Consider the following 26898-nt stretch of genomic DNA (forward strand, 5'->3'; position numbering starts at 1 on the left):
ACTTAATCTCCTTGGTTTATCGGTTGTCGAGCAGCGATATTTTCTTCTACTGTGATGTATAAGCTTAAGTTTACTTTACCATGCTCCGTAGTTTCATGCAAAACTTTTTCCGTGATAATTTGGGCATCATTCCCAAGTCTCCTTAGTAAATCATTTTTCACTTGGCGTATTCCCGCTTGGATTGCTTCTTCCTGCGACCTTTCATGATACTTAGGACTGGTTTCTTGCCTCTTTTCCGTTAAAAAGTAAATGGAGGGTTGCCAGCCAAAAATGTTCACCTGATGTTCATCCGTTTCCACCAGTTCATGTTCAAAGCTCTCCGAACGGGTTAGTGGCCAGATCGGGATAGAGAGGGAACCAAATTTAATTCGGTAGGTTTCTTTGGAATTTCCAGTTAATTCATCATGCTCCGCTGTCAGTGGTACGGTCACTTCCGCTCTATACCAGGTGGTTGCAACAACTTCCCCGTCTGCAGCAACCAATTCATATTCTTTCTCTTCATTACCATCCTCACCCTCTTCTCTGTTCGTGTTCAATTTCTCGATTGCTCCAGAAACAAGAATTTCACCCTTCTCTACCACTTCATTTACCGTAACTTGGGCTAGTCCTTTCCGTACATACATTGATTGAATAACACCGCTTTTATCCGCTATTAAATGTCTTGGAGCGGCTGGCTCGTCCTTTTCAATAATGAGCTTCTCCACTCCTTCCAAATAAAAACTTGTCCCTTTTTTATCGACACCAACCCAAAGCAATTCCGGAACATCTTCAAGTAACAGTTGTTGGATTTGATTGGGAGATTCAAGCGTAAATGATAATGCCCCCGGATAGACGCCATAACTTGTTAATTGGTCTGTAATTTTCTTTTCCAATTCTTCTGGAACCCCGGTTACTGTTACTTGCCAGACCATATTAGAAAGAATAAAGAATAAGAATAAACTAAGAAAAAGTCCGATAAGCAGTGGTTTCTTCCTGCTGATTCGTTTTTTTAGAAAGGGTATTCCCTGTTTATCCAAGAAACGAATTTTAAATTTGCTTCCGCGGCGAAGTTTGCGAACTTTGTTTACATCCTTAAGTTGGATTCTTGCGGTGCATTGTTCCGTGTGAGGCTTTTTAATTTCCCAAAGCATAATTCCGTTCCTTGCACATTGCTGCAAAAAATTTTCCGGGTTCTTACCGGTGACCTCAATCTCGACAAATCCTGAAATATAGGAGCTTTTTACAGATTTCATATGTCCTCCTTTAACAATTAACTAGGTTAATGAATTTCATAATAGATATTTAACGCTTCACCATCACCATATGCAGTTGGGTTGGTTCGTTCCCAACTACATATGGTGATGGAAAAGCCGACTTTGGTAATTATGAAATTTATTCAGGTATATATTTTATTTCTTCTATTTCACCTTCCAATAAAATTTCTTCCGGAAGCATTTGTTTCAAAACAAAAGAAGTGCCAAGTATTTGTACATATCCGTTTGTTGTTTTTAATTTCAGTTCTGTATCTGAATATGTTTCAAGTCCTTTATGATTTTCAATATACAAATGAAAGTTGCCAATCATCGTCAGACGCGGCAACTCAAGTAAAACATCAGAAGGAAGTGCTAAATAATCAACCATTAAGTTGCGTAACCTCAGATGCCATTTTTTCACGGATACATCCCCCTCTTCTCTATATCTATGAACATTAAAATTGATTAATACCATTAATGAATTTCATAATAGGTATTTAATGCTTCACCATCACCATATTAAATCATTAGAAAACAAGACATTCACCAAATCTTTACGGCAAATGCCTTAGTTAAACTTATGCAATAAGAGAGAACAAATCCTTTCTTATTGCCAAAAAAACCATCAGTACACCGAGTAAATCGATGTGCTGATGGTTTTTTATTTCCTATATCGTTCCGATGTCACATTCTGATAAGGTTTCAGCGAGCGAGGCCTGCCTAATACTTCAGCCATTATGATTCCATTGATCAGACCTTTATTCCGCAGACTTTTTCGGATATCTTTTTTTAATACTTTTTGTTCTTCAGAGAATTGTTTTAACGTTTGTAACTGTTGTTCATTGAAAAAGTCACCTTCACCAATCACATTCCCGTCTGTAATACTCATATCGGCAGCAGTGTATCTTCTTTGCAATCGCTCCATTTGAGCCTCTTGTGCTTCTTCTATCGATTTAGTAGTGGTGGACGTTACAGTTCCATCTGGTTCTGTATGGGCTGTAACGACCACTTCTTGAGGTCTCGGCTTAGCCTCTGTCCTAGAAGGTGGTGCACTTCGTCTTGGCGTTGACTGTCTTTGCTGCTGACCCTGCTGCGGGCGAGTTGGACGTTGTTGCTGCTGTTTTTTCTGTTGTTCTTTATTGCTTGACAGCATCCCGATAATTCCCGAAATGATCAAAATGACCAGGAACATATTTCCAAATATAAACTCGAAAATAGCGTCCATTATTTCCCTCCTTTATAGGAAGCAAAGAAGTAATTAATTATTGTTATCATCATTGTCTTCTGTCAGTTTACCGATGGTGTCACGCATTTCTGTATCTGCGCCGATATTACGGTAGTTCATATAATCCATTACACCCATATTTCCTGAACGGAGCGCTTCTGCTAGGGCACGTGGAACATCTGCTTCTGCTTCCACAACTTTCGCGCGCATTTCTTGAGTTCTTGCAACCATCTCTTGTTCCAGAGCAACAGCCATTGCACGGCGTTCTTCCGCTTTCGCTTGAGCGATTTTCTTATCGGCTTCCGCTTGGTCAGTTTGTAGCGTCGCACCAATGTTCTTACCGATATCTACATCGGCAATATCAATGGATAGAATTTCAAAAGCTGTTCCTGCATCCAATCCTTTTGCTAGTACGGTATGAGAAATGGAATCAGGATTTTCAAGTACTTGTTCATGTGTAGTAGAACTACCAATTGTACTAATAACCCCTTCACCAACACGGGCAATTACTGTTTCCTCACCAGCACCACCGACTAAGCGGTCAATGTTCGCTCGTACCGTGATACGTGCTAATGCCTTTACTTCAATCCCGTTCATTGCGATACCTGCGATAAACGGAGTCTCAATTACCTTTGGATTAACACTCATTTGTACCGCTTCTAATACATCACGTCCAGCAAGGTCAATTGCTGCCCCTCTTTCAAAAGGAAGTTCGATATTCGCACGATGTGATGCAATAAGAGCATTTACAACGCGATCAACGTTACCACCAGCAAGATAGTGACTTTCCAGCTGATTAATGGAGACATTCAGTCCCGCCTTATGGGCTTTTATGAGCGGATTAATTACCCGGCTCGGCACAACCCGACGTAAACGCATTCCGATAAGTGTGAAGATGCTTACTTTAACTCCTGCCGCAAGTGCACTAATCCACAGTGTCACTGGAATGAACGTGAATAGGATTGCTAGTGCAATAATAATCACGGCAATGATAATAATTGGTAAAATATCAATACCCATAATAATTCCTCCTAATATATTTTTTATTTTTCTATTTCTCGAACAACAACTCGCATACCTTCTACCTTTATAATCTTAATCTTTTTCCCTTTATCGATAAAATTCCCTTCCGAGACGATATCGATATATTCCTCACCAAAAGATCCAGTTCCAGACGGGCGTAAAGGTGTAAGGGCCACTCCCTCCATCCCAATTAGCTCAAGGCGGTTGACACTTGATACATAGCCTAGTTCTGTTGCAGTCTGATCTTTTAAAATAATATGGCGGAATAACCCTTTATCCATTCCAATCCTTCGGTACAGGAATATTGCAGCTATAACTGCAATAATAAATGAAATACTAATGCTAAGAGCCATATGACCAAGATCATACCCTGACATGAATAAAGAACCAAGTACTGCACCGATTCCTAACAAACCGGCAATCCCGCCTGGTAAAAAGAACTCCAGGATAATAAGAATAATACCAACAACTAAAAGAATGATTGCTTCCATCCCCGCAAATCCAGCAACGATATGACCGTAGAAAAATAAAACAAGTGCTACAATCCCCATCGTTCCCGGTATACCAAATCCCGGTGAATAAAGTTCAAGAACAAGCCCAAGACTTGCTACAGAAAGCAGAATCGGGATCACAGTCGGATGCGTTAAAAATCTAGCTATTTCTTCTGCAATTGTCGTTTCCGTTTCAACGATGGTTGCATTTGTCAAATCAAGCTCTGCCAATAACTCTGTCCGGTGATTCACAATTCCTTCTGCATAGCCCACTTCCACTGCGTCATTAGGACCAAGCGTGAGATATTTACCTTCTGGTGCTCCGTATTCAGGTAAATCAATCGAGGGGTCTGCCATCGCAGCAGCATATAACGGATCCCTTCCCTTTGATTCTGCAGCACTTCTCATTGCGGCGAGCCAAGCAGATTGAGCTTTTTCATCTGCAGCATTTCCATCACCGGTAATAACTCCACTGGCCCCCATTGTTGCGTGCGGTCTGAAATAAATATTGTCCGTATTTAAAGCAATATACGAACCTGCAGACAAAGCTTCATTTACGATATATGAAGTGTTCGGAATTTCCAGACCTTGTAACAATTCTGCAATTTGTCCTGCGGAGTCCACTCTTCCACCAGGTGTATTAATTTCAAATATGATATGATCAGCATTTGCTTCAGTAGCCTCACTTGTCGTTCGCTTTAAAAACGCTTCAAGTCCCCGTTCAACCTCGCGTTCAATTGGGATGACATAAACCAGCTCTCCAGTTCCATCACCATGAGTCTTTTCGCTGAAAACTGGAAGAATAATCAGGCTCACCAGAAATGTAATTAATATGTAGTGTAGAATCTTTTTGGCAGGCAATTTTAACACCCCCTTCGTCGTTATCTTACAATACGGATAACAACAATCATACGTTTCACTTTTAACAAAATTTTTCACGAAACATATTGTTTACTACTAAAATACTACCACACATCCTGCTGTTATGAAAAGAATTGTATAAAGTGAAACTTTAGTCAGTGGTTTTTTTCTTCATCCCCTACTGATTGTTAGTTGAATCGGAGTGAAACCGTTCGTTATCTCCCACCTGAACTTTCTCGACATGACCTGAAAATTTGAGGTGGGAGTTTTACGAATGGTTACACCGGGATAAACTAAAAAATGGCCCCTCTCATCCTGATGATGACTGGGACCATTTTAAAGGTACAAAAGACGAGCTAATACTTTAACTAGCCTTTTATTTTAATTTTTCTTCAACAATTTGCTTTACATGAGAGCCGTCCGCTTTACCTTTAATTAAAGGGATCACTTTCCCCATTATTTTCCCAATATCTTTCATGGATGTTGCATTGGCTTCTCGAATTGCTTGCTCTACAATTTTCTCCATTTCCTCTTTAGAAAGTTGCTTCGGCATATACTGCTCTAACACTTCTATTTCAAACTGGACTTTTTCAGCAAGGTCTGTTCGACCCGCAGAAGTAAATTCCTGGAGGGATTCTTTTCTTTGTTTGAGCTCTCTGGACAAAATTGTTAATTCTTCATCTTCTGAAAGATGTTCTTTTCCTAGCTTAATCAATTCATTTTGAATCGAAGCTTTTACCATGCGAACTACATTAAGGGTATCTTTATCTTTCTTCTTCATAGCTTGAATCATCGCTTGATTCAGCTTTTCAAGTAGAGCCATTTTAGTCTGCACCCTCTTTTTAGTATCTACGCTTTCTTGCAGCCTCCGATTTTTTCTTACGTCTTACGCTAGGTTTTTCATAGTGTTCACGCTTGCGATATTCTTGCATTGTACCACTTTTCGATACACTACGTTTGAAGCGGCGAAGAGCATCCTCAAGAGACTCGTTTTTACGTACGCGAGTTGTATTTGACATGCTTGTTTCCCTCCCTCCGAAGCAAAAAGCAAAAATTTCTACATATGAAAATCAAGTCATATGCTCCTTAAATTATAATATAATCGAACTTCCTGGTCAACTTAAAGTTTAGAAAAGACAAGATTTAATAGATTTCTTTTTCTATCATCCACTTATTTCCCGCTTACGTATTCCATCTTAATTCTTCAAAATGATAAGAAATGCTTGATAAAGCATAAAGCGCTGCTGTTTCTGTGCGCAGAATCCTTGGGCCAAAACGAACAGGGTGGAACTCATGCTCTATAAGTGCTTTGGCTTCACTTTCAGAAAATCCGCCTTCTGGACCGATGCAGATGAGGAGACGCATCCCTTCCTTCATATTTTTTAACACGGAGGCAAAAGAGTGAAATTCATCTGTCCGTGCTTCTTCTTCATAGGCAAAGATACAGGCATCATACTGCTTACCAAGTCCAAGCAACTGTTTCAAGGTTACAGACTCTTGAATGGAAGGGATCACTGAACGGTGACTCTGCTCACTCGCTTCTTTGACAATTTTTTCAAACCGCTGCTGTTTTTTCCGCAGTTTCTTTTCATCCCATACAACAATCGAGCGTTCTGCTTTAAAAGGGATGAAGGAAGCTGCACCAAGTTCGGTTCCTTTCTGGAGGATAAGCTCAAATTTATCTCCTTTTGGCAATCCCTGTGCAATCGTGACATTGATCGGCAATTCAACATTTTGCCTGCTCCACTCTATAATCCTTGTTCTTACTTGTTCACTAGATATTTCTTCAATTGCACAAATTGCTGCAGTTCCATTACTGCCAGTGCAAATAATCTTATCACCTGGCTGACTGCGCATGACCCTATGAATATGATGAACGTCCTCACCGATAATAGTCACTGTTTCATCTGTCCATTGTTCATCTTCCAGTATAAAATATCTTTGCATGCCATTCACCTGCTAAACATCAAGATTACTGTCGTTTTCTTGCTATAATAGAAATCCAGTCTTCCAATTCGTTTTGTTCGACAATTTCAAATCCGGCATTCCTTAATTCTTCAAGAACCATATCTTTTTTATCATTAATAATTCCTGAAGTTATGAAATAACCGCCATTTTTTAAATTACTCCAAGCATCCGAAACAAATTTCACAATGATTTCGGCTAATATATTGGAGACAATCAGATCGGCTTCTAAATTTATCCCTTTTAATAAATCATTTTGGTTCACCGTAATCTCACTAGCTAAGTCATTTAATTGAATGTTCGCTTTACTGCTCTTCACTGCAACTTCATCTAAATCAAATGCGTGAATCTTCGCGGCACCTAATTTAGCCGCAGCGATTGTTAAGATACCTGAACCAGAACCGACATCGATAACACTTTCGTTCTGTTTCAAATATTTTTCAAGCGCTTGGATACTTAATATGGTTGTAGGATGAGTACCTGTCCCAAAGGCCATTCCAGGATCCATTTCGATAATCATTTCATTTTCTTTCGCTCTATGGTAGTCTTCCCAAATTGGCTTAATTGTTATATTATCCGTCACTTGTACTGGCTTATAATATTTCTTCCATGCCGTTGCCCAATCTTCTTCATGGACTTCACTGAACGTTATTTCATTTTTCCCAAGATCATGGAAGGCTGCAAGAGCATTGATTTCTTGTCTAATTTTATCAATCGCGTCTTTCAAATGACTGTTTGCAGGTAGATATGTTTTGATCCGCACGCCTTCATCTGGAAAATCTTTCGGATCTAGTTCATAGATTTCTCCAAATTGAGCTTCTCTTGCTTTTACTAAATCAAGTGGGTCTTCTATCACTAATCCGCTTGCCCCTGCTTCTTGCACTACATAGGAAATGGATTCAATTGCTTCGTTCGTTGTATGAATGCAAATTTCTGTCCAGTTCATTTTATCCACTCCTAACCTATTGGACTCGATATGTATAAAGATGTCGCGAAGAATCGCAACATCTATTAATCACCTTTAAAAGCTTTTTTAAAACGCTGAAAAAAATTAGTGTCTTGCTCCTCTGTTGAATCATTACCACCGATTTCATTGAACTCTCTTAAAAGCTCTTTCTGTTTCTCAGTCAATTTCGTTGGTGTTACGATACGTACTTGAATATGCTGGTCTCCTTGTCCACGACCACGAACATTTGTAACACCTTTACCACGTAATCGGAAAGTTTTACCTGTTTGAGTACCAGCAGGGATCTTCAGTTTAATCTTACCATGAACAGTAGGCACTTCAACTTCATCGCCTAATGCCGCTTGTGTGAAGGTTAGCGGAAGTTCACAGAAAATATGATCGCCTTCTCGTTCGAAATAGTCATGTGATTTCACACGAACGACAACATATAAATCTCCTGGAGGCCCACCATTAATACCATCTTCACCTTTACCTGCAACACGGATCTGTTGTCCTTCATCAATCCCAGCAGGTATGGTAATGTGGATTTTACGGCTCTTCTTCACACGACCGTCTCCATGACAAGTTGAACATTTATCGCGGATGATTTTACCTGTGCCGTTACAGTAATGACAAACTCTGCGGTTAACGACTCTGCCAAACGGTGTGTTTTGTTCCTGGTTCAACTGTCCCGAACCATGACAGTGGGAACAGGTTTCAGGCGTTGTCCCTGGCTTAGCACCACTTCCATGACAAGTGTTGCACTCTTCTTCCCGCGGAATGGTTATGTCGAGTTCCTTACCAAAGATAGCTTCTTCAAATTCCAGTGTTACGGTATACTGCAGATCAGCACCTTGCCTTGGGGCATTCGGGTCACGGCTTCTTCCGCCACCACCGAAGAACATATCAAAAATATCACCGAAACCACCAAAGTCTTGAGCATTACCAAATCCGCCAAAACCTTGACCAGTTGCACCAGCATGACCGAACTGATCATATTGTGCCCGTTTCGTGTCATCATTCAATACCTCGTAGGCTTCCTTTGCTTCTTTAAATTTCTCTTCCGCATCCGATTCTTTGTTCACATCCGGATGATACTTTCTTGCCAACTTACGATACGCTTTCTTTATCTCATCTTTTGATGCTCCTTTATCAATACCTAGAACATCATAATAATCTCGCTTACTCAAAGTTTAATCACTCTCCTGCCGAACTTTTACATACGTTTCATCATATCACTTTCCCTAAACGAATGGCAACTTCAGGGCTTAAAATTAAGTTCGCTGTATTTGTCACGCATTAACGGTCTGTAAGCCCCATCTCTAAACAAAAAAAATTCAAAACATGAAGGTGGGGGAAAAACAGTCCCTAAATCCCCAATTCTGTTCAACTATCTTTCAAGTGAGGAAGAGAGCCCCCTGAATGAAGTTTCACTTTATCCTGAAAAAAGTCAAAGTCAAGAGAATCCTGACTTTGACTTTTTTTACAAAGGAAACTATAAAATAAAAATAATGTGGATAACTTAGATTTCCAGCTATAGCTTCGTCCGCTCTGCGCCCAGCAACTAGCAGATCTTTTGGTGGGGCGAGCAGTGCGCAGTCCCAAACTTCACACTCCTGCAATCGATAAAGAAGACTTACCGAGCGGTCTTTGTAAGGCTTAGTCGCCCTTATACCCAAGTAGTGAAAGTTAACATCAACTCACTATCGTCGCCTGAGTTTCCTTTATCTCCCTTCCGGTAAAAAGGAGGTTCGATTAAGTTCGCTTACGTATGGGGCAACATCGAACTACCTCCCATCCTGGGAGGCACAGTTTGTACGTTGCTGCGACTACTGGATGTGCTAGTACAGGCGTTGCGAAGACGATCGCGTACTTAGCCTGTAATGGCGCTTCCGCCTTTGATTGTTAAAGCTTATTTCTTATCTTCTTCGTCGTCTACTTCTTTGTAGTCTGCGTCAACTACGTCGTCATCCCCAGATGCTTCTGCAGTGCCGCCACCTTGGGCTGGCTGTTCCTGTTGCATTTGTTCATATAATTTAACAGAAAGCTGCTGTACATGCTGTTCAAGCGCTTCTTTTTTCGCTTTAATATCTTCCATATCAGTTCCTTCTAAAGCTTTCTTAAGCTCTTCTTTAGCTGACTCTGCTTGAGCTTTATCTTCTTCAGATACTTTATCACCGAGATCCGTCATTGTCTTATCTGTTGTGAAGATAAGTTGATCTGCTTCATTACGAAGATCTACCTCTTCACGGCGTTGTTTGTCTGCTTCAGCATTTTCTTCAGCTTCTCTTACCATCTTATCTACTTCTTCATCGGATAGACCAGAAGAAGACTGGATGGTGATGGATTGCTCTTTATTTGTACCTTTATCTTTTGCACGTACGTTTACAATTCCGTTTGCATCAATATCAAAGGTAACTTCGATTTGCGGAATACCCCGTGGTGCTGGTGGAATATCCGTTAATTGGAAACGGCCAAGTGTTTTGTTATCAGCAGCCATTTCACGCTCACCCTGAAGTACATGGATATCCACAGCTGTCTGATTGTCTGCAGCAGTAGAGAATACTTGAGAGTGGCTTGTTGGGATTGTTGTATTTCTTTCAATAAGCTTCGTTGATACGCCGCCCATTGTTTCAATTCCAAGCGATAATGGTGTAACATCCAGTAATAGTACGTCCTTAACATCACCAGCTAACACTCCACCTTGGATAGCTGCTCCAAGTGCAACTACTTCGTCAGGGTTTACTCCTTTTGAAGGTTCTTTACCGATTTCTTTCTTGATTGCTTCCTGAACTGCAGGAATACGGGTAGAACCGCCGACTAGTAAAACTTTATCGATATCACTTGCAGAGAAACCAGCATCTGCTAATGCTTTACGTGTCGGAACCATTGTACGTTCTACTAAATCAGAAGAAAGTTCTTCAAATTTCGCACGGGATAACGTCATTTCCAAATGTAATGGTCCTGCTTCTCCTGCCGTAATAAACGGTAATGAAATTTGTGTTTGTGAAACTCCAGATAAGTCTTTCTTCGCTTTTTCAGCAGCATCTTTCAAACGCTGTGTAGCCATTTTGTCTTGGGAGAGATCAATCCCGTTTTCTTTACGGAATTCTTCCACCATATAATCAATGACAAGTTGGTCGAAATCGTCTCCACCTAGACGGTTGTCACCTGCCGTGGCAAGTACTTCGAACGTTCCATCCCCGATATCAAGAATCGATACGTCAAATGTACCTCCACCAAGGTCGAATACAAGGATTGTTTGATCTTCATTTTCTTTATCAATTCCATATGCCAACGCTGCTGCTGTAGGCTCATTAATAATACGTTCTACTTCAAGACCAGCGATTCTTCCGGCATCTTTTGTAGCTTGACGTTCAGAGTCATTGAAGTAAGCTGGAACAGTAATTACTGCTTTATCAATTTTTTCTCCAGTATAATCCTCTGCATATGCTTTAATATGCTGTAAGATAATTGCAGATACTTCTTGAGGTGTATAGTCCTTATCTTCAATTTTTACTTTATAGTCTGTACCCATATGGCGCTTAATGGACTGGATTGTATCCGGGTTTGTGATTGCTTGACGTTTTGCAATCTCCCCTACTTGTCTTTCACCATTTTTAAATGAAACGACTGATGGAGTTGTCCGATTTCCTTCTGGGTTCGGGATTACAACTGATTCTCCACCTTCCATTACTGACACACAAGAGTTTGTAGTACCTAAGTCAATACCGATTATTTTACTCATACTTCTCTTTTCCTCCTTGACAAAATCACTTATTTATTAACTTTAACCATAGATGGTCGGATGACACGATCTTTCAACATATACCCTTTTTGTAATTCTTCAACAATGTGGTTTGATTCATGATTTTCATCTTCAACTTGCATCACAGCATGATGCAGGTTCGGATCGAATTCTTTCCCTTCTGTATCAATGACTTCCACACCATTGTTTGTCAGGGCATCTTGCAATTGACGGTAAACCATGGAAATTCCTTCAATCAGATTGCTCGTAGCTTCCGTCTGTTCCACTTGCAGTGCTCGTTCAAAGTTATCAAGCACCGGCAGCAGATCATTTACGAGGTCCTGAGCTTTATATTTCCGCTCAGCTTCCTTTTCCTTTTGCGAACGTCTTTTGAAGTTGTCGTATTCTGCTTGTAATCTAAGTATGCGATCATATAGATCGTCTTTTTCCTTTTGAAGTGCTGCAAGTTCATCTGCATTAACAGTTTTTTCATCTGTAATAACTTCTTGCTCTGCTTCTTCGACAACTTCTGCCTCTTCAGCTTTTACTTCTTCATTTGCTTGTGCTTGCTCTTTATTCTCCGCCACAAGCGACACCTCCACTCACTATATTTCCTGTAAAAAACCAGCAAAAATGGTGGAAGGGAAATTTAGACACAGGTGTCTTCCCTTGCCACACATCGATACTGCTACTCTTTGTCCTTATACCACATATATAAGGTATTTGTCATTTCATTCGACAATCCTTTTAATAAGGAAATAACTTTACGATACTCCATTCGTTTTGGACCGAGCAGTGCAATTGTACCAACCTGCTCTTCTTCATGACGGAGGGATGATGTGATTAAACTGAAGTCTTTAATTGCTTCCACTTCATTTTCATTCCCAATCGTCACTTCGATTCCAGGAGTTGAATCTTTAAGTAGCTTAATGAGCTCCTCTTCCCTATCCATCAATGTATAAAAGGAGCGTACTTTGTCGATATCATTAAATTCAGGCTGCATCAGCATATTCGATGTGCCACTCACATACACCTTCACTGGATAATCCGTTAAAAAGATTGCTTTTAAGTAGCTCAAAGACTTTTCGTAATCATCCAGATAGCGTTTCATAATATCCGCCATTTCAGTATAAAATATATTCTGGAGCTTCACAATCGGAATCCCAACCAGTTTCTGATTAATAATATTGACGAGCTTTTCCAAGTCAGAAGCATTAATTGCTTCTGGCAGTGAAATCATTCGATGTTCGACATGCCCTGTATTTGTAATCAATATCGCAACAGCAGTCTCGGTAGATAATGGCACAATCTGCAATTGCTTTAATTGGGTTTCAAAAATTTCAGGACCGAGAATGATTGCTGTATAACTCGTCAGCTCTGATAAAATCTCAGCCGACATCTGAACAATTTGCTCAAATTCATAGATGCCTTCTTGCACGAGCTTGCTGACGATTCCATGATGCATATTATGAGATACTGGTTTAATTAAATGGTCGACATAGTAACGATACCCTTTTTCAGATGGAATTCGTCCAGAAGATGAATGCATCTTTTCAAGAAATCCAAGTTCTTCTAAATCCGCCATTTCATTACGGATTGTTGCAGCACTAAAAGGAATGGTTCCTTTTTTAGCTAGCACCCGTGAACCAACAGGATGGGCAGTGTCTATAAAGTCATCAATTATAACCTGCAATAATAATAGTTGCCTTTCAGTCAGCATGATGTTCACCTCTGTTAGCACTCTAACTCCCCGAGTGCTAATTCTATTTATAAACTAACAAATCGACAGGTTTTTGTCAATAAACTTAGCTCTGTGCATTTTTCAAAGCATCTTTGTCTTTATTTCCTCTAATTGAAGGTCATCAAGAATAAATTCTTCAAAAACAAGATTTGCAAGTAGCAAACCCTCATCCGTCAATTTCCAAACACCTTGATTCACGGTGAGTAGACCCTGTTTCATCAATTTATCTAGTTGTTCACTGTATAAGTAGCTTAAGGGAAATTCAAATTTACGCTGGAAAACTCGTTCATCATATCCGCCGATTTTTCGCAGTCCGAGCATTAATTCTTCTTCAATTTCTTCTCTTATTCCGATCTCATCAATTTCAAGAATCGGTCGATCGCCGCTTCCTGCTTTTTCTACATAGATAGGTAAGGGACGAAGGTTAGCAATTCGTTTACCTGGAAAGTATCCAGATGCACCTGCACCAAATCCATAATAATACTCATTATTCCAGTATGTTAAATTATGCCTGCTTTCAAACCCCGGCATTGCAAAATTACTGATCTCGTATTGCTCGATTCCATTTGCCGCCATTGATTCTTTTAAAATTTGATACATCGTTACCTCATCTTCTTCAGGAGGGCGATGCAACTGCCCTTTTTTATGACGTCTGTAAAACACGGTTTGCGGCTCGATTTGCAGCGCGTAAGTAGAATAATGCGGCAGCTGGAAAGCTAGAGCTTCCTTCAATGATCGTTGAAACTGTTCGACCGTTTGATTCGGAAGTGCATAAATCAAATCAAGACTTATATTCGAAAAGTCTTTTTTTGACAGCAGATTTACGGTTTCGTAAACGTCTTGTACTCGGTGGGTCCTGCCTAGTTGCATAAGCATATTATCGTCCATCACCTGCACGCCAAATGAAATCCGGTTTATTCCATACGCTTTTAATATATCTGCCTTCTCTTCGTCAATATCCCCAGGATTTAATTCAATGGTAAATTCCTCGAGTCCCGCTATATCAAACTTCCAGTGCAGCATTTCGAACATCTGGGTTAATTGTTCTTTATTTAATGCGGTCGGTGTTCCTCCACCGATGTAGATGGTACCGAGCGCATTATTATTTCTAGGTAGGTAACTGTCGATTTCTTTTTCAAGCGCATATAAATACTCTGTTGCCCGTTTTTCCGTGTAATAATATTTAACGAAATTGCAGTAATGACACATTTGCTTACAGAACGGAATATGGATATATGCTGATTGTATGCTAGTCATGATGTACCTCTTTTCTTTTGAAGAATCCGGATGAAAAGGAAAAGCCTGAGAGCATTTTGCTTTCAAGCTTTTCATAGAGTCAATCTATTCATCATTCATTTCTAATACCGCCATGAATGCTTCTTGAGGCACTTCCACGGATCCAACCATTTTCATCCGTTTCTTACCTTCTTTCTGCTTCTCTAACAGTTTTCGCTTCCGACTGACGTCTCCACCGTAAAGTTTAGCTGTAACATCTTTCCTGACGGCTTTGATCGTCGAACGGGCAACTATTTTATTTCCGATTGCAGCTTGAACAGGTACCTCAAATTGCTGACGAGGAATTAATTTCTTCAGCTTTTCAACAATTTGTTTCCCGCGTTCATAAGCAAAATCCTTATGAACAATGAAGGATAACGCGTCAATCGTTTCGTGGTTGAGCAGAATATCCATTTTAACAAGCTCGGATTCCTTGTAACCGATAAATTCATAATCAAAAGAAGCATACCCTTTTGTGCTTGATTTCAGCTGATCAAAGAAATCATAAACGATTTCGGATAAGGGTATATGATAAATTACATTCACTCGAATATCATCTAAATAATTCATATTGATGAATTGTCCGCGTTTTCTTTGGGCGATTTCCATTACTGCACCAACGAAATCATTCGGTACCATGATGGTTGCTTCTACGAAAGGTTCGCGAATTGTCTCAATAACTTGCGGGTCTGGCATATCTGCTGGATTATCGACGACAAGCTTATCTCCATTCGTCTTCATGACTTCAAAAATAACACTAGGTGCTGTTGTAATTAAATCGATGCCGAATTCTCTTTCGATCCGCTCTTGGATAATTTCCATATGAAGCAAACCTAAAAATCCGCAACGGAAACCAAATCCTAAAGCTTGAGAAGTCTCCGCTTCATATTGCAAGGAAGAATCATTCAACTCCAAACGTTCCAATGCTTCCCGCAGGTCATTATAATTATTGGAATCTACTGGATAGAGTCCACAGAACACCATCGGATTCAGGCGGCGGTAGCCTGGTAATGCTTCCTCTGCCGGACGGTTGACTAAGGTAACCGTGTCACCGACTTGCGTATCTCCAACATTTTTCATCGAAGCGGTAAAATAACCGACATCTCCTACTACTAATTCATTTGTAGAGGTGATCTTCGGTTTAAATACACCGACGTCATTCACTTCGAATTCCTTATCTGTCGAGAACATTTTAATTTTATCTCCAACTTTCATGGAGCCCTCTTTAATACAAACGTAGGCAACAACGCCACGGTAAGGGTCATAAAGCGAGTCAAAAATCAATGCTTTTAACGGATCTTTAGGATTTCCAGCCGGTGGCGGAATAACTTCTGTCACCCGCTCTAAAATGTCTTCAATTCCAATATTCGATTTAGCCGATGCAAGAATGACTTCATCCGGATCAACGCCGAGCACATCTTCCAATTCCTGTTTCACACGTTCCGGGTCCGCATTCGGCAAGTCAATCTTGTTGATGACCGGAATGATCTCCAAATCATTTTCCATAGCAAGATAGACGTTTGCCAATGTTTGTGCTTCGATTCCTTGTGCAGCATCCACGACAAGAATTGCTCCTTCACACGCTGCAAGACTTCGGGATACTTCATATGTGAAATCGACGTGTCCTGGTGTATCGATTAAATGAAAGGTGAAATCCTCACCTTTTTTACTTGTGTATTCAAGCTGAACGGCATTTAATTTGATCGTTATTCCGCGTTCACGCTCCAAGTCCATCCCATCAAGGATTTGTTCTTTCATTTCCCGTTCAGAAATTGCTTTTGTATTTTCTAAAATACGGTCAGCCAAAGTCGACTTCCCGTGGTCGATATGGGCGATGATCGAAAAATTACGTACGTTTCTTTGTTCTTTCACCATTCCTGTTGTTCACTCCTACAACCCGATTTAGCTTGATTGTTTCTTTATCGGATATATAAATTTGGTGATAAATGCTAGCCTTGATTATAGCAATTGATACGGGGATATTCAAGAACAAACGTATGCCATACCTTTTAAACACTTCAAAACTTAAGAGCATGATTATCTTTACTGGAGGTCTTGAGTCCCGATAGCTTGAGAAGGAAGTGTTGCAAAGTAAAACGACAGCTAGTAAAACAATCTTGATACTTGATAGAGAACTTCAACGACTATTTCATAGAAGAAGCTGACGATTGTTTCCAGGGCCGAGGCAGCTTTATAGGCTGGTGTGGAGTCGGTTGGGGTAAGTGTTGTTTCTTCAATGGGGTCATATTCGTTTCCAACACCCACAGTCTGCCGTTCCTCCGTTTCAATAATTGGTTCCTCTTCTGCGACTTTCGCACTCTCCCTCGGCTGATCCTCGTAGGTATTTCTTTCTTGATTGACTCCATATAGCGTACCGCCCAAAAAGAAAACTGCAAATAACAACAGAATTATAATGACACGCATTTCCTTCTCCCCCTTTATTTTCCTTGTACCGCTTCTGCATCCCAGTAATGATCGCTAAAGACGTCGGCTAGTGCTTGAACCGTCCGATATGTTTCTTCCAGCGTATTATCGACTCCGCCCACTTCAAGAAGCAGTAGATTTTCAGACAAATCCTGGTTATACACCCCATTATTAGCTGCTCCACCTTGAGGAATAACACCCCGGCTTAATCCCGGATATTTTTCTTCTAACTTTTTATGGAGACTCTCCGCCAGTTCGAAATTCTTTTGAAAAGAAGGATTATCCTCCCCTATAACGAACATAATGCGAGCATATGGCTCTCCATTTATTTCTTTTGTCGTAACATCACGCGGCATACTGTCCCGGTGGATATCAAAAGCATATTTTAAATCTCCGTACTGGGAAAACGCCTCTGATACAACATCACGTGAAGCTCGGTATGATTGCCAATATTCCCATCCTTTTTCCACTAGCACTTCACCAATAATGTCTGTATCGTCCACCACTGATCCAATACCATTTTTAGCTAATTCTTCTTTCAGTCGTTCAGAAACTTTTGTAATATTTATTTCTCCGTGATGAGCAAGATCCGGGTCCGTTATATCTGGTAAGTGTGGCAAAAAAGCCTCGCGGTTATGCGTATTATAAATAAAAACAGATTCCTGCAAGTCTTCTGTTTCTTTTAGGGCCGGTTCCTTGGCCTCAGTATCTGTTTTATCGTTTTCTTCATAGACCGCTTGTCTATCTTCTAATACATCTTCCAGCGGGAAAGTCGATTCAACCGGCAAGTTCGAATAATCCGTTCCTTCTCCTGCAATAAGAATTTCCCTGTCATATCGTGAAAATCCTGGTAATTCATTACCGAGTAAACTCCTGAAATCGTATGGTTTAATACTTGTCACTAATTGAAATAAGCTCTTGGAAAGTGTATGGAGTTGGTTATGTTCATCGTAATGCAACATGAGGGTTCTATTTTCCATGCCTAATAAATTAAGAAAAACAGAACTGTCGATATCACTTGTCCACTTTGAAATCATATTGGACGATAATCGACTAGATGAAGGTACTGAAGTCATGTAGCCTACCATAACAAAAATAAGAAAAAAACTAGCTGCTAAGGCTATAAGCTTTCTTAATCGTCCAATTGAGCGATTGTTTTTAGAATGAAACATGGTTCTACCCCTCCTGTTTTCCTGTACAATTAACTCTATGACAGAAATCTAGTTGGTAGAACCATGTTTTCTAGTAAGTATAGTAATTATCTCAGTCTCCACACCCTGAAATAACCATGAAGCTGCTATTCGCTTTCATACAGCGTAAGTGTTTTTGCACGTTCTCATGGTTCGCTCTCTAATCGCCGTTCAGTTGCCCGGTGGACGGATGCTTTCCGCGGGCACTGCTGGAGCCTCCTCGGGCTGCCGCCCTGTGGGGTCTCCAGGCTCGTGCTGTTCCCGCAGGAGTCACCGTCCACCGGGCAACTGAACTGGTAAGATGGTTATTTTAAATAGAAATTATTCCGCCACGATAAGGAGTATACTTTTTCCAGAACATTAAACAGTGATTCAAATTTGGCCTTTCCTGGTAGCAGTCCAGACACCTCGAGACTCCTGCGGGAGGATAGGCCTGGCGATACCCCTTAGTGCTCAGCGCGAGGAGGCTTGCCAGCCGCACAGCAGGTGCGAGAGGTGTCTGGACTGCGGACCTCCAGTAGAAAGTTTCGAGTTAGGCACACTTACGCTGTATGAAAGCAGCAAGTAGTTTGTATTGTCTAGTTATCTACTTCGCTGACTACGAGAGCTTGGTAAGGGTGAATGGAGTTGTTTCGATTTTTAAAGATGCGGAAGTTGAGTCATTATCTTGTAAAACTCGCAGAATCATTCTCATCAATATTATCGTGTAGCGCATGGTTGATTCCTTCTGCTAATAAATGCGCCATATCGAGCATAAAGCCATCTACTTCTTTCGGCGTTACCATCAAGTTATGACCAATTGGAGTCAGAACTTCGGAGATGAGTTGTCTCTTCTCTTCTTCCGTTAGACCACCTACAATTCCTAACACGGTTTTTCGCTGGTCAGAATCAGGAAGATCATCTTCCGTAAACTCTTTTGCACCGAAAGCAAGCCCACCTGGTGTCAGCGCCTTACTCGGTAAATCTTTTTCCTTCCATTCCCTCCCAAAATGCTTCAACAAAAAATCGATTGTATCACTCGTAATTGTAACTGCATCGACAACGGTTGGTACTCCAATTGCTATAACCGGGATTCCTAGTGTTTTTTGGCTCAATTCCTTTCGTTTATTTCCAACACCCGAGCCAGGATGGATTCCCGAGTCAGACAATTGAATCGTTTCATTTACTCTTTCAATCGAACGGGAAGCAAGTGCATCGATTGCAATGACGAAGTCCGGTTCAAACTTCTCAACAATCCCTTGCACAATATCACTTGTTTCAATTCCCGTTATTCCCATAACACCTGGAGTGACAGAGGCAACTGGGCGGTACCCCTTTGTCACCGTTTCATAATCAAGCCTAAAAAGATGACTCGTAACTAAAACCTTCTCCGCTGTCATTGGTCCAAGCGCATCTGGAGTAACATTCCAGTTCCCGAGGCCAACGATTAAACCTTCTGCATCTTGCGGTACATTGTTCTTCTTAAGCAAATTACGAAGCTCTGTAGCAAGAATATCTGCTGCGGCCTTCTGTCGTCTCGTATCCTGTAATTTTACGCCGTCTGCATAAATTGTGATGTAAGCTCCTTCTTTTTTGCCGATTTGTTTTGCACCAGCCGCATCTATATCCACGTAAGATATCTTAATGCCTTCTTGGGTTCTATCTTTAACAATAACTCCTTGAATTTCGCTTGCTGGTTTTTCTTGTTCAACATACATATCCCTCGCTTCTACAGCTAAGTCTGTTCGAACTTGAAAATTTTTCTTTTCTTCCATAAGGATTCCTCCAGTGATTGCAATTATTTTTCCTGTTGTGCTTAGAATGAACGAAAGAGCTATAATTCATGCACGAAAGATAATATAACAATTCTATTGAAAACTTAAGCCTAGTTTGGTAAAATTACTATGTTAATGAAAAAGCGATACGATAAGATGGTTAAATAATAAGAATGCTTTTATTAACCGCCCAATTATTTTCTAGGAGGTGACATCATGGCTAACATTAAATCTGCTATCAAACGTGTACGAACAAATGATAAAAAACGTTCGTTAAACCTAGCAAAAAAATCTGACATGCGCACTGCCATTAAACTGGTGGAGAAGTATGTTGAAGCAAATGATGTAGAAAATGCTAAAGCAGCACTTAGTACAACAATCAAGAAAATTGATAAAGTTGTTCAAAAAGGCATTATTCACAAAAATAACGGGGAGCGTCAAAAAACTCGTTTAATCAAAAAAGTGAGTAATCTAGGTGCATAATAAAAAACGATCCAATTAGTGGATCGTTTTTTTATTTATCCCGGTGTAAACGTCTGTAAAACTTCCACTGATTGAAGTTTCACTTTATGCCGCCTCTATTAAATCATATAACATTAATTCAAATGCTAATTCTTTTCCCATTTTACCTTGTTTAATCGCCGCATCGGTATCTGCGAGCTGGATGATGATGCGTTCCAACTTATCAACTGAGAATTGTCGCTCACGGTTTAGAGCAATTTTTACGACATAGGGGTGGACTCCTAGTTGTTTTTGCATCTGGTACTGGCTATAGCCCTGCTGCTTTAATAGCTTTACCCGCAGGATCGAACGGAATTGGAACGCAATTAAACCGATCATCGCAATCGGCTCTTCCTTCATCTTTAATAGATCTTTAAAAATCCGAATAGCTTTCTGTAAATCCTTTTCAATTACCGCATCGACTAAGCGTAAAGCCGAACTTGTCGTCGTATGGGAAACGAGATCTTCGGCAATTTTTTTCGTCACTTCCCCATTCGGTCCGACAAATAGAGCAAGCTTCTGCAGTTCATTTTCTAATTGATGCAGATTGTTGGATAGTTCAGCCTCCATTATTTCATAGGCTTCATCGTTAATTGTTACGTGTAGTTGCTTGGCGACAGAATTAACCCATTGTCTCAAGTCGTTATCTTTTATTGGATTACAAACCGCAACGGTTGCATGCTTTTTCAGCAGTTTACTTATTTTCTTTCTTTCATCAATTTTTTCATATGGAGCTATAATGACGAGCACCGAATAATCAACAGGTGCTGATAAGTAACGTTCAAGTGCCAGCAGTTCATGCTCAAAAGCTAGCTTATCAGGCTTCGCTTTTAAGAAGACTGGATTCTCGGCGATAACCAATTTTCGGTCACTGAAAAATGGATACGTTTCCGCATCACTTACAGCCGCCTCTATTGGTACTTCTTCTAGATCATAAACAGCTAAACTATCCTCATCATTTGCTGCGACTTTTTCAATTAATTGCTGTTTCAATTGTTGTAGAAAAAAACTTTCCGAACCATACAAAAAGTAAATTGGTGCGATTTGTTTTTTCTTAATTTGTTTTAATACATCCATATATGACATGCAGAACCACTCCAGTTATGTATGTTGCTAATCTTGATTGTATCATAACAATGAAGCACAATATATCGAAGAACTAAATTTCCATTATAAAATTATTGCTTTCATACAGCGTAAGTGTTTTGCACGTTCTCATGGTTCGCTCTCTAATCGCCGTTCAGTTGCCCAGTGGACGGATGCGCATCCTTAGGCACTGCTAGAGCTCCTAGAGCTGAGCACTAAGGGGTCTCGAGACTCGTGCTATTCCCGCAGGAGTCACCGTCCACTGGGCAACTGAACTGGTTAGATGGTTATTTTAAATAGAAATTATTCCGCCACGATAAGAAGCATACTTTTTCCAGAACATTAAACAGTGATTCAAATTTGGCCTTTCCTGGTAGCAGTCCAGACACCTCGAGACTCCTGCGTGAGGCCGGCTAAAAACGGTCACGTCCTGTGACCAACGCCGGCATTAGAACTTCCTGTTCGGAGGTAGGCCTGGCAAGCCCCCTTCGTGCTCAGCGCGAGGAGGCTTGACGTTCGCTCAGCAGGTGCGAGAGGTGTCTGGACTGCGAACCTCCAGTAGAAAGTTTCTAAGTTTGGCACACTTACGCTGTATGAAAGCTTTTGTGGTCGATTTTATTTATAACGGTAGAATTCACCCTATTTCAGTGCTTGATAAGGTTGAATTGCTTTAATTATTTAGGCGCAAATATTGATCAACTTTATATTACAAGTGGATTTTTTGTTATATATATCTTATACTAGTGATGGATGATAGGAGGGGTAATGATGAACGAATTTGAAAATAATCCGCAATCTAAAAACAATGACGTCATCGATTCAGGGTTTGGTTTTGTGTTTTCATTTTTATTCTTTTTCCTAATTTTTGCGATTGGGGTCGTATTTAACGTTATTGGTAACTAAACATAATAGTATTTCAAAAAGAGACTGAATAACACCAGTCTCTTTTTTAATTGGGTAAAAAGGTTTCGAACCACGCCACGTCCCCTTCGAAAATAAATTGCACTGCCCCGTGCTCGTCTGTTCGAAAAATCCGGATACCAAGCTCTTCCAATGTTTCAATCACTTCTTTTGTCGGGTGTCCATATGAATTATTTCTTCCGACTGAAATAAAGGCATCTTTACTCTGAAGCGATTGTAAAAATACTGGGGCAGAAGATGTATTGCTGCCGTGATGGGCAATTTTTATAATATCTGCTTGAACTTGATAGTTTTTCATCATTTCTAATTCTTCTTCCTTGCTTATGTCCCCTGTAAACAACCAGCTCCGTCCGCCGATTTTTGTATAAAGTACTAATGAGTTTTCGTTTGCACGTTGTTTATCCTTGACCGGCGAGAGAACTGTAAAAAGCTGCCCGTAAATATCAACGACCTCTCCAGCTTGTACACGTTGCACGGGAACTTGATTTTCCATAAGCTTTCGCGATAAATCTGCTCGAAACTCATAATAATCACTAACATAAACTTCTTTCACGACACCGTCAAAAGCCATAAATTCTAGACTGCCGAAATGATCGAGATCTTCATGGGTAATAAATAATGCATCAATCTCATGAATGCCGCGAGAGCGCATGTAAGGTTTAATGATTCGTTCATATACGGACGAGGAAGGCTCCATATCTTCAAAGGTGAATTTCGCACCAGCATCAACCATAATAACGCCCTCCCGATATGGCAATTCAATGATAAAAGCATCCCCCTGACCAATATCCAACATCGTCACAGTTCCTTTCGCAGAATAATAAGGAAGTGCTGCATAGCCAACTAATAAAAGAGTAAGCAGGGTAAATCCGAGAAAGGCTTTTTTCAATCGTCCCCACTCTATATAAACGAGGCTAATCACGAAACAAGCATAATAACATATGAAAAATGAAACAGACAATTCAGATACATAGAGCGGATAATTAAAATGCTGATCTACCCATTCGATAAATAGAAGTGCTTTATGATGGATACCAATAAATAATATATCAAACGCATGCAATATAGATTCCGGCAGAAAGGAAAATAATAAAAAGAAAAACATAAACGGGATGACAAAAATAGAAAAGTAAGGGATAATCACAAGGTTCAATAGAATCGATAGCGGTTGAAATAGAGAAAAATAATGAAGTTGAATCGGTAGGATAACCATCTGAGAAATAAAACTGATGATCAATACTTGATAGAAGGAAGAAGAGACACGAGATAACCAATTTCGCGTAAGAATTATCCCAAATGTGACGAGGAAAGAGAATTGAAATCCAATATGATAAATCATAAATCGGTCGAAGAGGAGCAAAAGTAGAAAGACAATGCTAATAACATCAAGTGGAGAAACAAGTATCTTCATCCTTCGTAAAATAATGAATAGGACAACCATTGCACTCGCACGTAACACAGATGGTTCACCACCAGCAAGCACTGCATAAAGTGGCAGGAATAATAAAACGACTAGCCCCGCCTTCTCCTTCGTCATTGCTGTTGTTTTGATAAGTAAAACGTAAATAAGTCCAACAACGATTCCGATGTGAAGACCAGATATAGCGAGTATATGGGATAATCCCCAGTCTTGGAATAGTCGGATGACGGATTGGTCAAGCAAAGAATCATCACCTAATACAAGTGCATTCACCCAGGCTGCCGTGTAATCACTAATGCTATCCGGAGCCTGTTGTGTTAAAAGCTGGCGCAGATAAATAAATCGGTGCAAGAAAGACGCCCCGTCACATTCGATATCAGTTAAGTTATTAACAATGATCTGTTTCGCTATATCTTTCTTTAGCAGAAATTGTCTGTAATCGAATTCACCGGGATTGCTTGCACCTTCCGGGTATTCCGTTTCACCATGAACGACACAGCTAGCACCATACTTCAATGAAATGGTCTCATGCGGGTTAGTTTCTAGCTCGTCAGGAAAATAAATGACCATTACTTTATCAGTTGTAATATGATCTTCTACTACAAGTTCTATTTTGTTCTCTTGAATAATGGGTGCTTGAATAATTTTCCCTTGTAAAATTGATGACTCATTGGAGTATACCTTTGAAGATACTTCTGATTCTATCGGAGGAAAATAATGATAGAAGAAAAGGAAGGAAATAAGTGATAGTAATAACGGTAATATTTTCAGCCGTTGACTTGCAAATAAATAAGCCAACCAGATAAAAATAACGATAAACAAGTTCCACTCAAGCAGTACAGAAATCCCAGCGACTAACGCTGATAATGCTACAATATGCCAGTAACCTTTCATTTTACTATCTCCTTTTAGAAACAGCCCAAATTCCTTTTCTGCTTAAGGATTTGGACCGTTCATAATAAAAGGGAAAAACCGTATAGACCTGTTAACCTAGAAATAAGCGTTCTACTTCTTTTTTGAACTGGTATACTTCTTTGTCTTCTTCATTTTCAGCTAATTTTGCATGTATTTTTTCAATGAGTTCTTGTTTTTCTTTGTACTGCGTATCAAACGTAAGATAGTCCAAAGCAACCTTCACCGTCTTTACACCCGTTTCATTAAATAGTTCAATCGCATATGGATGGTTTCGATAATCCTCTGCGTAATAAACGGTCCGGATACCGCTTTGAATCAACTGCTTACAGCATTGCAAGCAAGGAAAATGTGTCACATAAACATCAGCCCCTTCAGTCGGAACACCGAATTTCGCACATTGTAAAAGCGCATTCGCTTCCGCATGCACGGTTCTTACACAGTGCCCGTCAATGACATAACAACCCTCATCAGCACAGTGCACGCTTCCTGATACACTGCCATTATAACCTCCAGCAATAATTCGCTTATCACGTACAATCGTTGCTCCGACCATAAGTCGTTCACATGTACTTCTTAAAGCTAATAAATGGCTTTGCGCCATAAAATATTGATCCCATGAAATTCTTTCCAATGTTAACCCCCCAAACTATTTCTCTTACTCTAGTTTAACCGTCAACTCCATTTTCCGTCAATCTATCTTCATGGAACTTGAATTTGATCGATGAAACTATCTAACGTCTTTTCACCGATTCCGGAAATGTCCAAGAGATCCTCTGCACGCTGAAATAAGCCATTTTCTTCTCGGTATTCAATAATCGCTTGGGCTTTTGCCGGGCCAATCCCATTTAATGATTCAATTTCGTCTTGGGTAGCATAATTAATGCGAACTTTCCCATCGGTCCCTGCATCTGCGGAACTTGAAGTATTTGCTGCGGCTTCTTCTCCTTGCTTCGATACAATAATCGACATTTCATCATGGACTTTTTGAGCAAGATTAATAAGCTGAATATCTGCTTCTTCTGTAAAACCTCCAGCGATTTCAATGACATCATTCACACGGGAATCCGCACTTATTTCATAGACACCAGGTTGCTTCACTTCTCCTTTAATATCAACAATTACATTTTCAAAAGATGCTTCCTGATCCTCTTCCGGCGCAATCGTTTCCTCCATATTTTCCATTGCCGCATGAAGATTATTGTGATTACTCTCTTCTTTTACAGGTTTTCCCGTTATGATAAAAAACAACAGGATAGCTAATCCGATTCCCGCAAGAAATATTATTTTCTTCTTGCCATCTGACATAGTGGGTCACATCCTTAGAGGGGAAAAATTCAGGTGGAATAATTAGTTTGGGGGACTTACTACATAGGATTCGACATCGATTGATAAATTCCTGCTCATCGAAAAGAACCGAGATAATTGATTTATCTCGGTCCTTTCGTTGCAGAAAAGAAAATTCTCGCTGTATCGTCATCGATATTTTCATCATTTACTTCAAAATCGGCATACACTTTTACATTTTCGAAGCCGATTCGCTGTAAAATTTCTTTGTAAAATTTTATAGAAAATGTCCGTTGGTGATGCTCTTCATCAAATCGTTCATATTTTCCATCCTGCAAATAATAAAAAGTTAAGTCGTGATACATTTCCCCAACTTCTTCACCTGGAATACAAAACCAAATGTAGGATGCTTCATCCGTCACTTCCGCAAATGTTTCATTTACATAGAAGTCCATAATAAAAGGTAAGTGATGAACATCAAAGAGAAACAAGCCACCACGCTTCAACATATCAAATACATGTTGAAACGTTTGGCTGATATCCGCTGGTTCCGTTATATAATTGATGACATCACAATAGCTGATTGCTAGATCATAACCCGTTAGCCCTGAAAGCTCCCTGATATCTTGGTGTAACCAATCAATCGTAATCATATTTGTGCTTGACTTATGCTCAGCATAAGAGAGCATTTCTGCGGAATAGTCAACGCCAACCATTTCATAGCCTTTCGTTGCAAGTCGAGTCGTTATTTCTCCTGTCCCACAGCCGAGATCGGCAATCCGCTTCACATCGATGTCAGAAGAACGAATGATTTCTTCTGTAAAATCCACCCATTTGTCGTATGGTGCATGATTCATTAAATGGTCATATATTTCCGCCATCCGTCCATATGCCAT

General features: G+C 40.1%; 25 protein-coding genes. 2 read left to right on the forward strand and 23 right to left on the reverse strand.

What is annotated here, in order from left to right:
* Positions 1-2: 2 nt before the first annotated feature.
* The 18 genes from yqfD to gpr all read right to left on the reverse strand — a co-directional run bounded on the left by yqfD (position 3) and on the right by gpr (position 19875).
* Positions 3-1232: a sporulation protein YqfD gene (yqfD, locus tag LZD48_RS01410; protein WP_235760940.1), complete on the reverse strand. Its 1230-nt coding sequence runs from the start codon at positions 1230-1232 to the stop codon at positions 3-5.
* A gap of 139 nt (positions 1233-1371) precedes the next feature.
* The gene (gene yqfC, locus LZD48_RS01415) at positions 1372-1653 is read right to left on the reverse strand and encodes a sporulation protein YqfC (RefSeq protein ID WP_235760941.1); all 282 of its coding nucleotides are present in this window, start codon (positions 1651-1653) and stop codon (positions 1372-1374) included.
* 240 nt (positions 1654-1893) lie between these two features.
* Complete coding sequence (locus LZD48_RS01420; RefSeq protein ID WP_235760942.1) at positions 1894-2457, reverse strand: YqfB family membrane protein; 564 nt, start codon at positions 2455-2457, stop codon at positions 1894-1896.
* Between the two features lie 33 nt (positions 2458-2490).
* On the reverse strand, positions 2491-3477 hold the full coding sequence (gene floA, locus LZD48_RS01425) for a flotillin-like protein FloA (RefSeq protein WP_235760943.1): 987 nt from the start codon (positions 3475-3477) through the stop codon (positions 2491-2493).
* A 23-nt stretch (positions 3478-3500) separates the two neighbouring features.
* Positions 3501-4832 (reverse strand): NfeD family protein, encoded by a 1332-nt coding sequence (locus LZD48_RS01430; protein WP_235760944.1) that lies wholly within the window; start codon positions 4830-4832, stop codon positions 3501-3503.
* A 376-nt stretch (positions 4833-5208) separates the two neighbouring features.
* Positions 5209-5655, reverse strand: a complete 447-nt coding sequence (locus LZD48_RS01435; RefSeq protein ID WP_235760945.1) for a GatB/YqeY domain-containing protein — start codon at positions 5653-5655, stop codon at positions 5209-5211.
* 19 nt (positions 5656-5674) lie between these two features.
* On the reverse strand, positions 5675-5851 hold the full coding sequence (gene rpsU, locus LZD48_RS01440; RefSeq protein WP_235760946.1) for a 30S ribosomal protein S21: 177 nt from the start codon (positions 5849-5851) through the stop codon (positions 5675-5677).
* 163 nt (positions 5852-6014) lie between these two features.
* Complete coding sequence (locus LZD48_RS01445) at positions 6015-6779, reverse strand: 16S rRNA (uracil(1498)-N(3))-methyltransferase (RefSeq protein WP_235760947.1); 765 nt, start codon at positions 6777-6779, stop codon at positions 6015-6017.
* A gap of 25 nt (positions 6780-6804) precedes the next feature.
* Positions 6805-7743, reverse strand: coding sequence for a 50S ribosomal protein L11 methyltransferase (gene prmA, locus LZD48_RS01450; RefSeq protein WP_235760948.1), 939 nt, complete (start codon positions 7741-7743; stop codon positions 6805-6807).
* Positions 7744-7808: 65 nt separating this feature from the next.
* Positions 7809-8933 (reverse strand): molecular chaperone DnaJ, encoded by a 1125-nt coding sequence (gene dnaJ / locus LZD48_RS01455; protein ID WP_235760949.1) that lies wholly within the window; start codon positions 8931-8933, stop codon positions 7809-7811.
* A gap of 722 nt (positions 8934-9655) precedes the next feature.
* Complete coding sequence (dnaK, locus tag LZD48_RS01460; protein WP_235760950.1) at positions 9656-11491, reverse strand: molecular chaperone DnaK; 1836 nt, start codon at positions 11489-11491, stop codon at positions 9656-9658.
* 29 nt (positions 11492-11520) lie between these two features.
* A complete protein-coding gene (gene grpE, locus LZD48_RS01465) occupies positions 11521-12078 on the reverse strand; it encodes a nucleotide exchange factor GrpE (protein WP_310739759.1) in 558 nt (185 codons plus the stop codon).
* Between the two features lie 101 nt (positions 12079-12179).
* Positions 12180-13211 carry a heat-inducible transcriptional repressor HrcA gene (hrcA, locus tag LZD48_RS01470; protein WP_235761091.1) on the reverse strand — a complete coding sequence of 344 codons (1032 nt, stop codon included), beginning with the start codon at positions 13209-13211 and terminating at the stop codon, positions 12180-12182.
* Positions 13212-13313: 102 nt separating this feature from the next.
* Positions 13314-14489: a radical SAM family heme chaperone HemW gene (gene hemW, locus LZD48_RS01475; protein WP_235760951.1), complete on the reverse strand. Its 1176-nt coding sequence runs from the start codon at positions 14487-14489 to the stop codon at positions 13314-13316.
* An 84-nt stretch (positions 14490-14573) separates the two neighbouring features.
* The gene (gene lepA / locus LZD48_RS01480) at positions 14574-16382 is read right to left on the reverse strand and encodes a translation elongation factor 4 (RefSeq protein WP_235760952.1); all 1809 of its coding nucleotides are present in this window, start codon (positions 16380-16382) and stop codon (positions 14574-14576) included.
* 228 nt (positions 16383-16610) lie between these two features.
* A complete protein-coding gene (locus LZD48_RS01485; protein WP_235760953.1) occupies positions 16611-16931 on the reverse strand; it encodes a hypothetical protein in 321 nt (106 codons plus the stop codon).
* A gap of 14 nt (positions 16932-16945) precedes the next feature.
* Positions 16946-18103 (reverse strand): stage II sporulation protein P, encoded by a 1158-nt coding sequence (spoIIP, locus tag LZD48_RS01490; protein ID WP_235760954.1) that lies wholly within the window; start codon positions 18101-18103, stop codon positions 16946-16948.
* A 680-nt stretch (positions 18104-18783) separates the two neighbouring features.
* The gene (gene gpr / locus LZD48_RS01495; protein WP_235760955.1) at positions 18784-19875 is read right to left on the reverse strand and encodes a GPR endopeptidase; all 1092 of its coding nucleotides are present in this window, start codon (positions 19873-19875) and stop codon (positions 18784-18786) included.
* A 216-nt stretch (positions 19876-20091) separates the two neighbouring features.
* On the opposite strand from gpr, the gene rpsT reads away from it, so the two are divergent.
* Positions 20092-20358 carry a 30S ribosomal protein S20 gene (rpsT, locus tag LZD48_RS01500; protein ID WP_235760956.1) on the forward strand — a complete coding sequence of 89 codons (267 nt, stop codon included), beginning with the start codon at positions 20092-20094 and terminating at the stop codon, positions 20356-20358.
* Between the two features lie 84 nt (positions 20359-20442).
* On the opposite strand, the gene holA is transcribed toward rpsT, so the two are convergent.
* Positions 20443-21462 carry a DNA polymerase III subunit delta gene (gene holA / locus LZD48_RS01505; RefSeq protein ID WP_235760957.1) on the reverse strand — a complete coding sequence of 340 codons (1020 nt, stop codon included), beginning with the start codon at positions 21460-21462 and terminating at the stop codon, positions 20443-20445.
* A 768-nt stretch (positions 21463-22230) separates the two neighbouring features.
* Between holA and LZD48_RS01510 the strand changes: the two genes are divergently transcribed.
* Positions 22231-22365, forward strand: coding sequence for a YqzM family protein (locus LZD48_RS01510; RefSeq protein ID WP_156856836.1), 135 nt, complete (start codon positions 22231-22233; stop codon positions 22363-22365).
* A gap of 46 nt (positions 22366-22411) precedes the next feature.
* Here the strand turns inward: LZD48_RS01510 and LZD48_RS01515 are convergent, their stop codons facing one another.
* From LZD48_RS01515 to LZD48_RS01530, 4 genes are all read right to left on the reverse strand, one after another.
* On the reverse strand, positions 22412-24697 hold the full coding sequence (locus LZD48_RS01515) for a DNA internalization-related competence protein ComEC/Rec2 (protein WP_235760958.1): 2286 nt from the start codon (positions 24695-24697) through the stop codon (positions 22412-22414).
* Between the two features lie 91 nt (positions 24698-24788).
* Positions 24789-25349 carry a ComE operon protein 2 gene (locus LZD48_RS01520; RefSeq protein WP_235760959.1) on the reverse strand — a complete coding sequence of 187 codons (561 nt, stop codon included), beginning with the start codon at positions 25347-25349 and terminating at the stop codon, positions 24789-24791.
* A gap of 68 nt (positions 25350-25417) precedes the next feature.
* Positions 25418-26023 (reverse strand): helix-hairpin-helix domain-containing protein, encoded by a 606-nt coding sequence (locus LZD48_RS01525; protein ID WP_235760960.1) that lies wholly within the window; start codon positions 26021-26023, stop codon positions 25418-25420.
* Positions 26024-26145: 122 nt separating this feature from the next.
* On the reverse strand, positions 26146-26898 hold the full coding sequence (locus tag LZD48_RS01530) for a class I SAM-dependent DNA methyltransferase (RefSeq protein ID WP_235760961.1): 753 nt from the start codon (positions 26896-26898) through the stop codon (positions 26146-26148).

It is taken from the genome of Oceanobacillus alkalisoli (assembly GCF_021556485.1).
Lineage (GTDB): Bacteria > Bacillota > Bacilli > Bacillales > Amphibacillaceae > Oceanobacillus > Oceanobacillus alkalisoli.